General features: G+C 43.1%; 12 protein-coding genes and 1 riboswitch. Of the genes, 11 read left to right on the top strand and 1 reads right to left on the bottom strand.

The window, feature by feature from the left end; all coding sequences use genetic code 11:
- Positions 1-31: 31 nt before the first annotated feature.
- From aceE to recJ, 10 genes are all read left to right on the top strand, one after another.
- Positions 32-2,734, top strand: a complete 2,703-nt coding sequence (gene aceE, locus B9T36_RS14930) for a pyruvate dehydrogenase (acetyl-transferring), homodimeric type (protein WP_086210258.1) — start codon at positions 32-34, stop codon at positions 2,732-2,734.
- 2 nt (positions 2,735-2,736) lie between these two features.
- Positions 2,737-4,704, top strand: coding sequence for a 2-oxo acid dehydrogenase subunit E2 (locus tag B9T36_RS14925; protein WP_086210257.1), 1,968 nt, complete (start codon positions 2,737-2,739; stop codon positions 4,702-4,704).
- Between the two features lie 139 nt (positions 4,705-4,843).
- Positions 4,844-5,131, top strand: a complete 288-nt coding sequence (locus B9T36_RS14920) for a hypothetical protein (RefSeq protein ID WP_086210256.1) — start codon at positions 4,844-4,846, stop codon at positions 5,129-5,131.
- A gap of 34 nt (positions 5,132-5,165) precedes the next feature.
- A riboswitch (yybP-ykoY riboswitch) is annotated at positions 5,166-5,306 on the top strand.
- An 84-nt stretch (positions 5,307-5,390) separates the two neighbouring features.
- Entirely contained in the window at positions 5,391-5,966 is a 576-nt protein-coding gene (locus B9T36_RS14910) for a TMEM165/GDT1 family protein (RefSeq protein WP_086210255.1), read from the top strand.
- Positions 5,967-6,148: 182 nt separating this feature from the next.
- Entirely contained in the window at positions 6,149-6,946 is a 798-nt protein-coding gene (locus tag B9T36_RS14905; RefSeq protein WP_086210254.1) for an MBL fold metallo-hydrolase, read from the top strand.
- A gap of 94 nt (positions 6,947-7,040) precedes the next feature.
- Complete coding sequence (locus B9T36_RS14900) at positions 7,041-7,406, top strand: YkgJ family cysteine cluster protein (RefSeq protein WP_086210253.1); 366 nt, start codon at positions 7,041-7,043, stop codon at positions 7,404-7,406.
- Between the two features lie 224 nt (positions 7,407-7,630).
- Positions 7,631-9,097, top strand: a complete 1,467-nt coding sequence (gene guaB, locus B9T36_RS14895; RefSeq protein ID WP_063454399.1) for an IMP dehydrogenase — start codon at positions 7,631-7,633, stop codon at positions 9,095-9,097.
- Positions 9,098-9,220: 123 nt separating this feature from the next.
- Positions 9,221-10,552 carry a phosphoglucosamine mutase gene (gene glmM, locus B9T36_RS14890; protein ID WP_086210252.1) on the top strand — a complete coding sequence of 444 codons (1,332 nt, stop codon included), beginning with the start codon at positions 9,221-9,223 and terminating at the stop codon, positions 10,550-10,552.
- 14 nt (positions 10,553-10,566) lie between these two features.
- Positions 10,567-11,223, top strand: a complete 657-nt coding sequence (gene pdxH, locus B9T36_RS14885; RefSeq protein ID WP_086210251.1) for a pyridoxamine 5'-phosphate oxidase — start codon at positions 10,567-10,569, stop codon at positions 11,221-11,223.
- Positions 11,224-12,930 carry a single-stranded-DNA-specific exonuclease RecJ gene (recJ, locus tag B9T36_RS14880; protein WP_086210250.1) on the top strand — a complete coding sequence of 569 codons (1,707 nt, stop codon included), beginning with the start codon at positions 11,224-11,226 and terminating at the stop codon, positions 12,928-12,930.
- A 46-nt stretch (positions 12,931-12,976) separates the two neighbouring features.
- Here the strand turns inward: recJ and B9T36_RS14875 are convergent, their stop codons facing one another.
- Positions 12,977-13,732: a putative porin gene (locus B9T36_RS14875; protein ID WP_086210249.1), complete on the bottom strand. Its 756-nt coding sequence runs from the start codon at positions 13,730-13,732 to the stop codon at positions 12,977-12,979.
- A gap of 213 nt (positions 13,733-13,945) precedes the next feature.
- On the opposite strand from B9T36_RS14875, the gene B9T36_RS14870 reads away from it, so the two are divergent.
- Positions 13,946-14,075 (top strand): helix-turn-helix domain-containing protein (locus B9T36_RS14870; RefSeq protein WP_139841371.1); only part of this gene is annotated, 130 nt, incomplete at its 3' end.

Below are 14,075 nucleotides of genomic sequence, written 5' to 3'. Positions count from 1 at the left end.
CATAAGATTAGGATATCGAAATAGGTGAATTATGGCGTTTTATGGTGATACTGACGCGCAAGAAACGCAAGAATGGCAAGATGCGTTTGACTCCGTTTTACAACACATGGGGACTGAGCGTGCAGCTTTTCTACTGGAAAAACTGTATCAACAAGCAATCGCTAAACATGTCCCTATTCAGCGTTTAAACACGCCTTATTTAAATACAATTTCAGTGGCTGAAGAACCTGCAATGCCAGGCGATCAAGACATGGAGCGTCGTATCCGTGCGTTGATTCGTTGGAATGCTTTGGCAATGGTACTTCGTGCCAACAAAACGGGTGATGACTTAGGTGGTCACTTGGCCAGCTTTGCATCTTCAGCAACTTTATATGATGTCGGTTTTAACCACTTTTTCCGTGCCAATAATGACAGCTTTGGCGGAGACATGATTTATTATCAAGGTCACTGTGCACCGGGTATTTATGCACGTTCATTCCTTGAAGGTCGTTTAACCGAAGAGCATTTGAATAATTTCCGTCGTGAAGTTGGTGGGATTGGTTTACCTTCGTATCCGCACCCATACCTCATGCCTGATTATTGGCAGTTCCCAACGGTATCTATGGGTCTAGGGCCAATCATGTCGATCTATCAAGCACATATTCAAAAGTACTTGATGAACCGTGGTTTAATTAAAGAAGAAGATCGTAAAGTCTGGGCATATCTAGGCGATGGCGAGATGGATGAGCCTGAAAGTACAGGTGCAATTTCATTGGCTGGTCGTGAAAAGTTAGATAACTTGATCTGGGTGGTGAACTGTAACTTACAACGTCTGGATGGCCCAGTACGTGGTAATGGTAAAATCATTCAAGAACTAGAATCTTTATTCCGTGGTGCGGGCTGGCGTGTCATTAAGGTGGTATGGGGTCGTCATTGGGATCCGTTACTTGCTAAAGACAGCACAGGCGCTTTAAAAGCGGTAATGGAAGAAGCGGTGGATGGTGATTACCAACGCTACCAAGTCAAAGGTGGTGCATACACCCGTGAGAAATTCTTTGGTAAGTATCCTGAAGCAAAAGAATTAATCAAAGACCTGAGTGATGAGGATATTGATAACCTCAACCGTGGTGGTCATGATCCGTACAAGGTATTTGCTGCTTATGCAGAAGCGATGAAAGCCAAAGGTCAGCCGACGGTCATCCTTGCGAAAACGGTGAAAGGCTATGGTTTGTCTGAAGAAATTGAAGCAGTCAACAAGACGCACCAAATCAAAAAGATGCAGATTGACTCTTTGAAATATGTACGTGACCGTTTTAACTTGCCATTTACCAATGAGCAGCTAGAAGAAGTTCCATTCTATCGTCCAAGCGAAAACTCTCCTGAATTGAAATACATGAAAGCACGTCGTGAAGCTTTGGGGGGATATTTACCTGCACGTCGTAAAGAAAGTGAACAGCTCGCGATTCCTGCATTGTCCGTATTTGATGCGGTGTTAAAAGGTTCAGCAGGTAAAGAACAGTCAACCACTATGGTAATGGTGCGCTTGATTTCTTCACTCTTGAAAGAAAAAGCGATTAAAGACCGTGTTGTGCCAATCGTTCCTGATGAAGCGCGTACCTTTGGTTTAGAAGGTATGTTCCGTCAGTTGGGTATTTATGCCGCACACGGCCAAAAATACACACCTGAAGACCAAGAACAATTGATGCATTACCGTGAAGCCAAAGACGGTCACATGTTACAAGAAGGGATCAACGAAGCGGGCGCGATGAGTGCGTGGGCGGCGTTGGCAACCAGTTATTCAACCAATAACTTGCCAATGATTCCAATGTACATGTATTACTCAATGTTTGGTTTCCAGCGTATTGGTGACATTGCATGGGCAGCAGGTGATGCACAAGCGCAAGGTTTCTTATTGGGTGCAACAGCGGGCCGTACCACGCTAAACGGTGAAGGTTTACAACACCAAGATGGTCACTCACACATTTTAGCCAACACCATTCCAAACTGTGTGTCGTATGACCCATGTTTCGGTTATGAGTTAGCGGTCATTGTGCATGATGGTTTACAACGTATGTATGTCAACCAAGAGCGTGTGTTCTACTACTTAACAGTCATGAACGAAAACTACGAGCATCCTGAAATGCCAGTAGGCGCTGAGGAAGGCATCAAACGTGGTATGTACTTGTTCCAAGAAGATGAAAAAGCTACGGTTCAGCTCATGGGTTCAGGCGTAATTCTGCGTGAAGTCATCAAGGCTGCGAAAATCTTACGTGATGAATACCAAATTCACTCAAATGTGTGGAGTGTGACCAGCTTCAACGAATTAGCACGTGATGGTATGGCATGTGAAGAATACAACCGCCTACACCCTGTGACTGAAGATGTGAAAGAGTCTTGGGTATCTCAGCAGTTGCGTGGGAAAGAGGGTATTGTAGTCTCTGCAACCGATCATATGCGTGCTTATAGCGAACAGATCCGTGCGTATTTACCAGATGGTCGTCCATTTGTAGCATTGGGTACAGACGGTTACGGTCGTTCTGATACACGTGCGAACTTACGCAGCTACTTCGGTGTAGATGCGGCGCACATTGTGGTTGCTACCTTGAAGAAATTGGCTGATGAAGGTGAAGTAGATGCACGTTTAGTCAAAGATGCGATTTCTAATTTTGAATTAGATACGGATCGTCCTGTGGCGTGGGCACCGCAAGTAACACCTGAGATTCACGCCGTTGCAGACTACAAAGAGGAGAAATAATCATGCAAATTACGACTCCTGATATTGGTGTAGATAAGGCGACCGTCGCTGAAATCTTAGTGAAAGTCGGCGATCGCATTAGTGTCGATGACAGCATTATTTTACTGGAATCCGACAAAGCCTCTGTTGAAGTGCCGAGCACTTCAGCAGGTGTGGTGAAAAGTATTTTGGTGAACTTAGGTGACTCGGTTGCCGAAGGTGCAGCACTGATTGAGCTAGAAGCCGAGGGACAAACTGAAGCGCCAACGGCACAAGCACAGGCTGAAGTTGTACAAGCTGAAGAAAAGCCTGTCCCTGCTGTTGCTGAAACGGTTGCACCAGCTGCGACTACAGCATCACAAGTGATTGATGTGCAAGTGCCAGACATCGGTGTAGAAAAAGCAACTGTTGGTGAAATTTTGGTGTCGGTTGGCGATGAGATTGCTGTCGATCAAAGCATCCTTGTGGTTGAATCAGACAAAGCCACCGTTGAAGTCCCGAGTACGGTTTCAGGTACAGTGCAATCAATTAGCATTCAAGTGGGTGACAGTGTTAAAGAGGGTGTGGTGATTCTGACTGTAAAAACAGCAGTTTCAATTACACAAGCGACTGCTGAGCCTACGCAAGTTGCAACGCCTCAAGCCACTGAAGCTCAGCCTGCTGAAGCGGCACCACAAGTTGCTGCTGCGCCTGTAGGTGCAGTTGAAATTGCAGTGCCTGACTTGGGTGTAGACAAAGCGGCTGTTGCTGAAATTTTGGTGTCAGTCGGTGATACGGTTGAAAAAGACCAGAGTATCATCGTGGTTGAGTCAGACAAAGCAACGGTTGAAGTACCAAGTACGACAGCAGGTGTGATTAAAGCGATTCATGTTGCATTGGGTCAAAATGTCTCAGAAGGCGTGGCTTTGGTGACTATTGAAGCTGAGGGGCAAGCCTCTGCACCAGTAGCTCAAGCTGTTGCTCAGACACCAGCGAAACCTATAACTGCTCAAGTTACAACTGCGCCAGTAGAGACGCCTGTTGTACAGACTGCACCACTAGTTCAAGGCGCAGATAAGCTGACCAAAGAGCAAAATGCAGCCAATGCTAAAGTCTATGCGGGTCCTGCGGTACGTAAATTGGCGCGTGAGTTGGGGGTAGTACTGGCAGAAGTCAAAGCCTCTGGTCCACATGCACGTTTAATGAAAGATGACATTTTTGCTTATGTGAAAGGTCGCTTGACAGCACCGCAAACAGCACCTGTTGCGGCGGTTGCTGCCACTGCGGGCTTACCGAAACTGCCGGACTTTAGTGCGTTTGGTGGTGTAGAAGAGAAAGTGCTGACACGTCTGCAACAAGTCTCTATTCCTCAGTTGTCTTTAAACAACTATATTCCACAAGTCACTCAGTTTGATTTGGCGGATATTACTGAGCTTGAAGCTTGGCGTAATGATCTTAAAGGCAACTTTAAGAAAGATGGCATTAGCTTGACCATTATGGCTTTCATTATTAAAGCTGTTGCGCACCTGTTGAAAGAAGAGCGTGATTTTGCAGGTCACTTGGCTGATGATGGCAAATCTGTACTGTTGCGTAATGAAATTCATATGGGCATTGCTGTAGCAACACCAGATGGTTTGACTGTTCCTGTACTGCGTAATCCAGACCAAAAGTCTATCAAAGAAATTGCGGTGGAGCTCGGTGTACTGGGTCAAAAAGCCCGTGATAAGAAGCTTTCGCCGAAAGATCTTCAAGGCGCAAACTTCACCATTTCAAGTCTCGGTGCAATCGGTGGCACAGCATTTACGCCATTAGTGAACTGGCCGCAAGTTGCAATCTTGGGTATTTCACCTGCAACGATGCAACCGGTATGGAATGGGCAAGGTTTTGATCCTAAGCTGATGTTACCATTGTCCTTGTCTTATGATCACCGTGTGATCAATGGGGCAGATGCAGCACGCTTTACCAATAAACTCACCAAGTTACTAAAAGACATCCGTAGCTTGTTGATCTGATATGATTTAAATTTAGAAAACCTCGCCTAGGCGGGGTTTTTATGTTTTGGGATAATAATAAGTGTGATTTTATTGATTCAGGCTTTCTTTTAAAATAATTTTAGACTGATAAAGATTCTATTTGAGATGAGGTGCAAGGATGCTGGTTATCTATCGAATTGTATTGCCTATATTATTGATTGTTTTTGTATTAATGGGTTTGTGGGTAAGTTTCTTAGATTTTTCATCAGACTGGGTGATGTATATCGTCATGGGGTTGGAGGTGCTTGCGGCGACTATGGTTTTGGCCATGGAGTATCAAGCCCAAAGTGTTGGTGGTGCAAGTGGCTGGGGTATTTTTGGTTTTTTTTGTTTAAGTGTAAATTTAGCTTTTATATTGGGTATTGCTCGTGTGTTGATGTGGACTTACCAAAAAATTTGGATATAGAGATTCAAAAAGTTCTGATTGTTTGGTAAAATGCTATCACTTCATTGGGGAGTAGCCGCTCTTTACGCAAAGTAAAGGGGTGATGATCAACATAATTGTTCAACAGAACATGGTCATCATAGCAAAGAACCAAAAACGACTTTTCAGTCGTGCTTTTGTTGGCAAGACCTTTGATTTACCACTCTGCATCAATCTATTTGATTTTGGCTAGCAGGAGGGGTAGGTCATCGGTATATTTTGCTAGCCAGAGCATTCAACTATGTATGAATTCCTCATCTCCACTTCAATTGTTGCCCTTGCTGAAATGGGTGATAAGACCCAATTGCTTGCGCTTTTACTTGCAGCGCGTTTCCGTAAACCCATCCCGATCTTAATTGCAATTTTACTTGCGACGACGATCAATCATGGTATCTCTGCGGTGTTGGGCCAATGGATTACGACAGTACTTAGCCCCGAAATTCTATTGTGGATACTTGCACTTGGCTTTATTGGGATGGCGATCTGGATGTTGATCCCCGATGAATTGGGGGACGAAACTGAAAGCATTAATAAATGGCAAAAGTTTGGGGTATTTGGCGCAACCTTTATCTTATTTTTCTTAGCGGAAATTGGCGATAAGACTCAAATTGCGACAGTAGCTTTGGCTGCACGTTTTGACAGTATTTTTTGGGTCATGTTGGGTACGACTTTCGGTATGATGTTGGCCAATGCACCCGCTGTGTTTATTGGCGATAAATTGGCAGATAAATTACCGATTTCGTTGATTCATAAAATTGGTGCAGCGATTTTTTTAGTTGTGGGTATTTCTACACTAGTACAGCATTATTTCTTCTAATTCACTATAAAAATCACCAATCCCGACTTAAAAAATCGGGATTTTTTATTGTTAAACCATCCTCAATTTATTGATATATCAAATGATATTGGTCGCAAATGCATTGTAAGTTTGTGTAAATCCATATATGTTGTAGGCATTAAAAAGTCGTTTAAGAAAAACAGTATTTTGAGGGGATTGGTATGGCATTTGACCGTACAACGTCACAGGTTTTATATGATGATGGCACACATAAATGTATTAGCTTTACCAGTTTGGTTAAAGGTGAAGGCGTTCAGGCGAACCAGTTTTTAATTATTGACCATGAACGTGCTGCAGTGTTAGATCCGGGTGGGGATTTAACCTATGTACCACTCACGATGGAGTTGAATAAATATACTCGTTTGACCAATCTTGATTATGTCATGGCTTCACATCAAGATCCGGACATTATCACTTCAATGCCACGTTGGTTAGTGTATACCGAGGCAAAAGTTGTGGCTTCTAAACTGTGGGCACGTTTTTTACCGCATTTGAACTCTGCATTTATGAGTGAGCGGATGAAAGGCAACTGGTTAGACCGGTTGGTGGAATTGCCTGATTATGGTCAAGTCATCACTTTAGGTCAATCTTCCATTATTGCTGTACCTGCCCATTTTCTACATTCGGTAGGCAATTTTCAGTTTTATGACCCGATTGCCAAGATTTTGTTTTCAGGTGATATGGGGGCATCAATGGTGGATGATGCATCTAAACCTTTGGAAAATTTTGCTGCACATATTCCTAAAATGAAAGGCTTCCATCAGCGTTATATGTGTAATAACAAAGTGATCCGTTTATGGGTCAACATGGTCCGCACGATGGATATCGAAATGATCGTACCACAACACGGGACTCCTTTTATTGGTCAAGAGCAGATCCATCAGTTCTTAGACTGGATTGAAGGTTTGGAATGTGGCACAGATTTGATGGACGAGAGTGTATTTACCTGTCCCACTTAAGTGACAAAATAGTCGTAAATTTTGCTTGTTTGGCGACCACAATTTTTTTAATATTTTCTTCCAAAAAAGTTTTTTGAAAACGAGAATATAAAGGATGTTGTCTCAAGTTCCGACGGAAGATGCCTGTTTAAGCTGTGGGGCATGTTGTGCCTTTTTTAGAGTCTCATTTTATTGGGCCGAAGGTATTCCCATGCCTGAGCACTATGTCGAGCCTGTGACGGCTGTGTACTCATGTATGGTGGGAACGAATCAAGCAAACCCGCGTTGTATTGCACTAGATGGAACCATTGGTGAGCAGGTGAGTTGTGGTATGTATGAACAACGGAGTTCATCATGTAAAGAAGTTCAGATTGCTGACGATCAATGCAACAAAGCACGACGTGCACACAATATGATTCCTTTTGTGCAACTAGACGCAGGCTTATCGGTCAATGATGAAGGGTTTAATCAGGTATGCTAATTGCAAAAAGTGGAGCTAAGGCTCTACTTTTTCATTTTTAAATATGACCTAAATCCTTTGCAAAAGAAGAAATAAAAAAATAAGCATGAAAATGATAGCTCAAAAATAAAATACGTGTTTTATCATATTCTTTTCTAAGACAAAAAAATAATTTTTGCAATTGCAATGAAATTTAAGGCTATTTTTGTTTATAATAGCGCACGGAAATTACCAGTGAGACTGTTATGTTGACCATCGTTCAAGACGCGTTAACTTTTGATGATGTCCTATTACTCCCTGCCTACTCTACTGTTCTCCCAAAAGATGTCTCTTTAAAGACACGATTCACGCGCGGCATTAATTTAAATATCCCACTTGTGTCAGCAGCAATGGATACGGTGACTGAATCGCGTATGGCGATTGCGATGGCGCAAAACGGTGGTATTGGTATTTTACACAAGAACATGGATATTGCTGCACAAGCTGCAGAAGTCCGTCGTGTGAAAAAATTTGAAGCAGGAATGGTGAAAGATCCAATCACTGTAACACCTGAAACCACAGTGCGTGAATTGATCTCGATTACTCAAGCCAACAATATCAGCGGTGTACCTGTTGTGAAGGATGGCAAAGTAGTTGGTATCGTGACTGGTCGTGATACACGCTTTGAAACGAACCTTGAGCAACCTGTAAGCAATATCATGACGGGCCAAGATCGTTTGGTGACAGTGCGTGAAGGTGAATCGAAAGAAAATATTCAAGCATTATTGCAAAAGCATCGTATTGAAAAAGTTTTGGTTGTGGGTGAACACAACGAACTTAAAGGCTTAATTACGGTTACTGATTTCCGTAAAGCGGAAAGTTATCCAAACAGCTGTAAAGATGACCTCGGCCGTTTACGTGTGGGTGCTGCAGTTGGTACAGGTGCAGAAACACCAAGCCGTGTTGAAGCACTGGTTGAGGCGGGTGTGGATGCGATTGTCGTGGATACTGCACATGGTCATTCTGCGGGTGTAATCGAGCGTGTACGTTGGGTAAAAGCGAATTACCCGCAAGTCCAAGTGATTGGCGGTAACATTGCCACTGGCGATGCCGCTTTGGCTTTATTGGATGCAGGTGCTGACGCAGTTAAAGTCGGTATTGGGCCAGGTTCAATCTGTACCACTCGTATTGTGGCTGGTATTGGTATGCCGCAGATTTCTGCGATTGATAGCGTTGCCAATGCATTGAAAGACCAAATTCCATTGATTGCAGATGGTGGTATCCGCTTCTCTGGCGATATGGCAAAAGCGATTGGCGCTGGTGCGAGCACGATTATGGTTGGCTCACTCCTTGCAGGAACTGAAGAAGCGCCAGGTGAAGTTGAATTCTTCCAAGGTCGTTACTATAAAGCCTATCGTGGTATGGGTTCATTGGGTGCGATGGCAGGGGCAACAGGTTCTGCGGATCGCTATTTCCAAGACTCTAAAGCAGGTGCCGAAAAGTTAGTTCCAGAAGGGATCGAAGGTCGTGTGCCATACAAAGGCCCGATGGGTAACATCGTACACCAAATGATGGGCGGTTTACGTTCTTCTATGGGCTATACGGGTTCATCTGTGATTGAAGATCTTCGTCAAAATGCGAAGTTTGTGAAAATTACATCTGCGGGCATGTCTGAGTCACATGTCCATGATGTGACAATTACCAAAGAAGCACCGAACTACCGCGTTGGCTAATTCAGCTATACCAATTGTTTAATGTAAAAGCCGTCATAAAAATGACGGCTTTTTCGTTTTGGTGTAAAGTATTTCACAATGAAAAAGGATGATGCAAATCACCCATTAAGAAGTGAGACATACATGAGTTATTTTGGTACCGACGGTATTCGTGGAAAATTTGGCGTTCTCCCTATTACTCCTGAATTTGCGCTGAAGTTAGGATTTGCCGCAGGTAAAGTGATTAAGCGTCATAGTAAAAAAGCTAAACCGGTGGTGGTCATGGGAAAAGACCCGCGTTTATCTGGGTATATTTTGGAATCTGCACTTCAATCGGGTCTTAATGCTGCGGGTGTGTATGTACATTTATTGGGGCCTCTACCAACCCCTGCTATTGCTCATTTGACTCGTGCTCTACATGCAAATTTAGGGATTGTCATTTCTGCTTCGCATAACCCATATTTTGATAATGGGATTAAGTTCTTTTCCAGTGAAGGGAAGAAACTCCCAGATACGCTACAAGAAGAAATCAACCTTGAATTAGAAAATGATATTTTCATTGAAGATACTGAAAACCTAGGTAAAAGTGTTCGCGTTGATGATGCACAAGGTCGTTATATTGAATTTTGTAAATCGTCCTTTCCATACCACTACGATTTAAATGACTTAACGATTGTGGTGGATTGTGCCAATGGGGCTGCTTATCATGTAGGACCAGCAGTTTTTCGTGAATTGGGTGCGAAAGTCATTGCTATTCACAATGAACCAAATGGTTTAAATATCAATAAGGGTTGTGGTTCGACCCATCCAGAAAGCTTACAAAAAGCTGTCGTTGAGCATAAAGCTGATTTGGGTATTGCATTTGATGGTGATGCAGATCGGGTTATTTTGGTGGATAAAACAGGCAAGTTGATTGATGGAGATCATGTCCTCTATATCCTCGCAACGCAAACGCAGAAAAAGCCAGCAGGAATTGTGGGTACTCTGATGTCGAATATGGCCTTAGAGCTTGCCTTAGAAAAAGCAGGTGTTGAATTATTACGTGCCAAAGTGGGAGATCGTTATGTCCTACAAGGTCTAGAGGAAAAAGGTTGGGTTATTGGCGGTGAGCCATCTGGACATATTTTAACACTAGATAAAAGTACGACAGGCGATGCCATCATTGCCGCGTTGCAAGTGTTGACGGTGATGGTTGAGCAGAAGAAAGCCCTGCATGAACTGGTTGCTGAATTTAAACTTCTACCGAATGTGTTGGTGAATGTCCGTTTAGAGGCGATGTTTGATCCTTATGCAGTGCCTGCTTTGGTGGCTGAATTTGATAAAGCAGAGCAACAACTCAAAGGTCGTGGTCGTTTGTTGATCCGCAAGTCAGGGACTGAACCTGTGATTCGTGTCATGGTGGAAGGGGATGATTTGGATGAAGTTAGTACTTTAGCTCATACATTGGCTGATGCCGTACGTGCGAATGCAGCTTAGAAAGGAGTTGAAAAATGACTGATTTAATTAAAGATCTCAGCGAACTTCGTTTAAGTTACCAAAAAGGTGAGTTGTACGAAGCACGAGTAGAAATCCATCCACATGCCCAGTTTTTACTTTGGTTCAACCATGCACTAGAAGCACAATTGCATGAGCCTTATGCGATGTCGCTGGCAACAGCGAGTGGGCAGGGTCGTCCACATGTGCGGACTGTTCTCTTACGAGGTGCAACCGAAGCTGGATATGATTTTTATACCAATTATGATAGCCAAAAAGGCAATGATTTGGCTGAAAATCCGTATGCAGAGTTACTGTTCTATTGGCAGGAGCAGGAGCGTCAAATTCGCATTGGGGGTAAAGTGGTCAAAATTTCTGAAGCGGAATCGACAGACTACTATCATAAGCGTCCACGAGATAGCCAAATTGCGGCACATATCAGTACACCCCAAAGTGGCGTAATTGAAAGTCGTGAGGTATTGCAACAACGTTTTGAGCAATTGCAAAGTCAAGTTGAAGGTAAATCGGAACTGAATAAACCACTATTTTGGGGTGGCTACCGTCTTGAGCCAGACTACTATGAGTTTTGGCAGGGGCGCCCGAACCGTTTGCATGACCGCTTAAGTTATGAAAAACAGCACGATGTTTGGGTGTTGAAGCGTTTGATGCCATAAATGTCATCCATTCAAATTAAGCAAAGACCCTTCATTAGCCGTCCTGAATTATTTCAGGATGTTCCTGCGTTTATTGCAGAAATTTTAGCTCGTCGTGGTGTAGCGTCAGCACAAGAACTGGAATTAAAGCTTAAGCATCTACTAGCACCTAATATGAAAGGCTTAAACGAAGCTATTCAGTTGATAGATGCTGCAATGGATCAGCATCACAAAATCGTCATTGTCGGCGATTATGATGCAGATGGTGCAACCAGTACGGCTTTGATGGTCTTGGCTTTGCGTGAGATGGGGGCACAGGTAGAGTATCTGGTTCCAGACCGCTTTAAATATGGTTATGGCTTAACCCCAGCGATTGCAGATTTGGCATTTACCACCTTTACACCTGATTTATTGATTACGGTTGATAATGGTATTTCCAGCCATGACGGTGTGAAACAAGCGCAAGATCATGGTATGCAAGTGATTATTACAGATCATCACTTGACCACTAAACCCACACCGAATGCTGAAGCGGTAGTCAATCCAAACCAGTTGGGCTGTGGTTTTCCAAGTAAAGCTTTGGCTGGTGTGGGGGTTGCCTTTTATGTTTTAGCCAACTTATCGAGCTATCGTAAAAAACTCAATAAGTCTTCGGCCGTCATGAGTCAGTATCTGGATTTGGTGGCCTTGGGAACTTATGCCGATGTTGCCAGTCTTGATTACAATAATCGTATTTTGGTCGATGTCGGGCTGAAGAGAATTCAGCAGCATTTATGTCGTCCCGGCATCAGTGCATTACTCGAGATTGCAGGGCGAGAGGCTACAACTTTAAAAGCGCAAGATTTGGGATTTGTACTGGGACCACGTATTAATGCGGCAGGTCGTATGGAAACCATGGATATTGGGATTGAATGTCTATTGGCACAGGACTTTGCTACAGCTTATCCATTGGCGGAGCAACTGAATCAGTTGAATGTGGAGCGTCGTCAGGTTGAAGCGACGATGAAGCAGGAGGCTTTAACAGCCTTAGATCAGATTCAACTGGATGATACGGCTTTACCTGCGGCCTTACTGATGTTCGAGCCACATTGGCATCAGGGGGTGATAGGCATTGTTGCGGGGCGCTTAAAAGAACAGTTTCACCGTCCAAGTATTGTGTTTGCAGCAGATGAAGACGGGATACATATCAAAGGTTCAGCGCGCTCGATAGAAGGGATTCATATTCGAGATGCCATTGAGTGTGTTGCTGAGCAATATCCATATTTGGTCAGCCACTTTGGTGGTCATGCAGCAGCAGCAGGATTAACCATTCAAAAAAGCCATTTTGAAGAGTTTAAACAGGCTTTTGAAGCACTGATGGCAGCTCAGGATGAACGTTTATTTACAGCCACTTTATGGACTGATGGTGAGCTCCCTGCGCAAAATATTCAGGTTGAGACGGTCGATATTTTGCAACAACTCAGCCCATGGGGGCAAAAGTTTCCAGCCCCGATTTTTGAAGGAAATTTTCAGATTTTAGATTTCCGTTGGTTGAAAGAAGTGCATTTAAAATTACGCCTTGCTTTAGATAATGGTCAGGTGGTTGATGCTATTGCTTTTAATGCAGCGGACAAATACCAGTTTAATGAGATGAATCATCAAGTTCGTTTGGTCTATGAGTTGGATAAAAATGAATTTCGTGGCAATGTCAGTGTACAACTTCGCATTTTGTATTTAGAACAACATTAAAAAACCGCTCTATAGAGCGGTTTTTTTAAATACATTTTTGTTTCAATTAGAAGCGGTAAGCACCACGTAAACCGAATATATTGCCTTCATCAGCAAAGTCAACTGAACCTTCTAGGCTAACCTGTTGTGTGAAGAATTTTTTCGCACGAATGGTAAATACGTCAGCATCTTCTTCGTCTGTATCAGAAAAACCGAGACCAACGCTCAAGGTTTTATCTAAATATAAGTCAGCAGCTAAGTTATAAGCATCAATATCGCCAAAAGATGCACCACCTTCAAAATTCATGTCGTAGGTGCCGACTTGGGTGACATATTTTGCACGTAAGGTTGGGTCTACATCGTCGCCATAATCATTATCATATCCGAATAAACCGACTGCAACCAATAGGCCTGGAACGGGAAGGTAGCCAAGCTCAGCAGAATAAATTGTTGTATCTAGATCTTCAACATCATCCATTTCATGTTTGGTTTGTCCAATATTCCCGTTGATATAAAAATCTGAGTTTGGCACAAAATATTCGAGTCCAACATTAAAAGCAGTGACTTCATAGATATCATAGTCAATATAAGAAACTGCGCCATTGAGATTACTGGAGCGGTTTAAAAAAGCAGCTTCATTCAGCGGATTGTTTTTGACTTGAACAGGGTTGAAGTAGTAGATGCCATCTACACCAAAACCTGTTGCAGTATCCCCATGATCAGGATCAACGACAGCAATGGTGCCACCAATTTCACCTTGGTAAGCATGTGCAGTCCCGAAGCTCGCAATCAGTGCTGTAGTAAGCGCAAGTTTTTTAAGCATTTTAGAGATTCTCTCTTTGTTATAAGAATAATGACTGTTCTATGACAGTTGCAACGCAGTGTACAAAAAAGTAGCAGAGAGTCAATCTTTATTTATAACAATGCTTTATAGAAACTTAGATTCTCAAATGAAGTGCAACAGAGATTAAATTATTGGAAAGAAGCAAGATGAGCTAGCATTTTGCTTCCGACCGACCAAAGTCAAAGTTGCATCATGAACTATACTCATCTTACCCAAGAAGAACGATATCAGATTTATACATTGTTACGTGAAGGTTTTTCTAAACGTTATATCGCTTGGAGACTGAATCGTTCACCTTCAACCATTTCTAGGGAAATCAAAC

The organism is Acinetobacter sp. ANC 4204 (genome assembly GCF_002135205.1).
Classification (GTDB): Bacteria; Pseudomonadota; Gammaproteobacteria; order Pseudomonadales; family Moraxellaceae; genus Acinetobacter.
The sequence above is the reverse complement of the archived record's forward strand: the minus strand, read 5'-3'. Positions and strand labels throughout refer to the sequence as shown.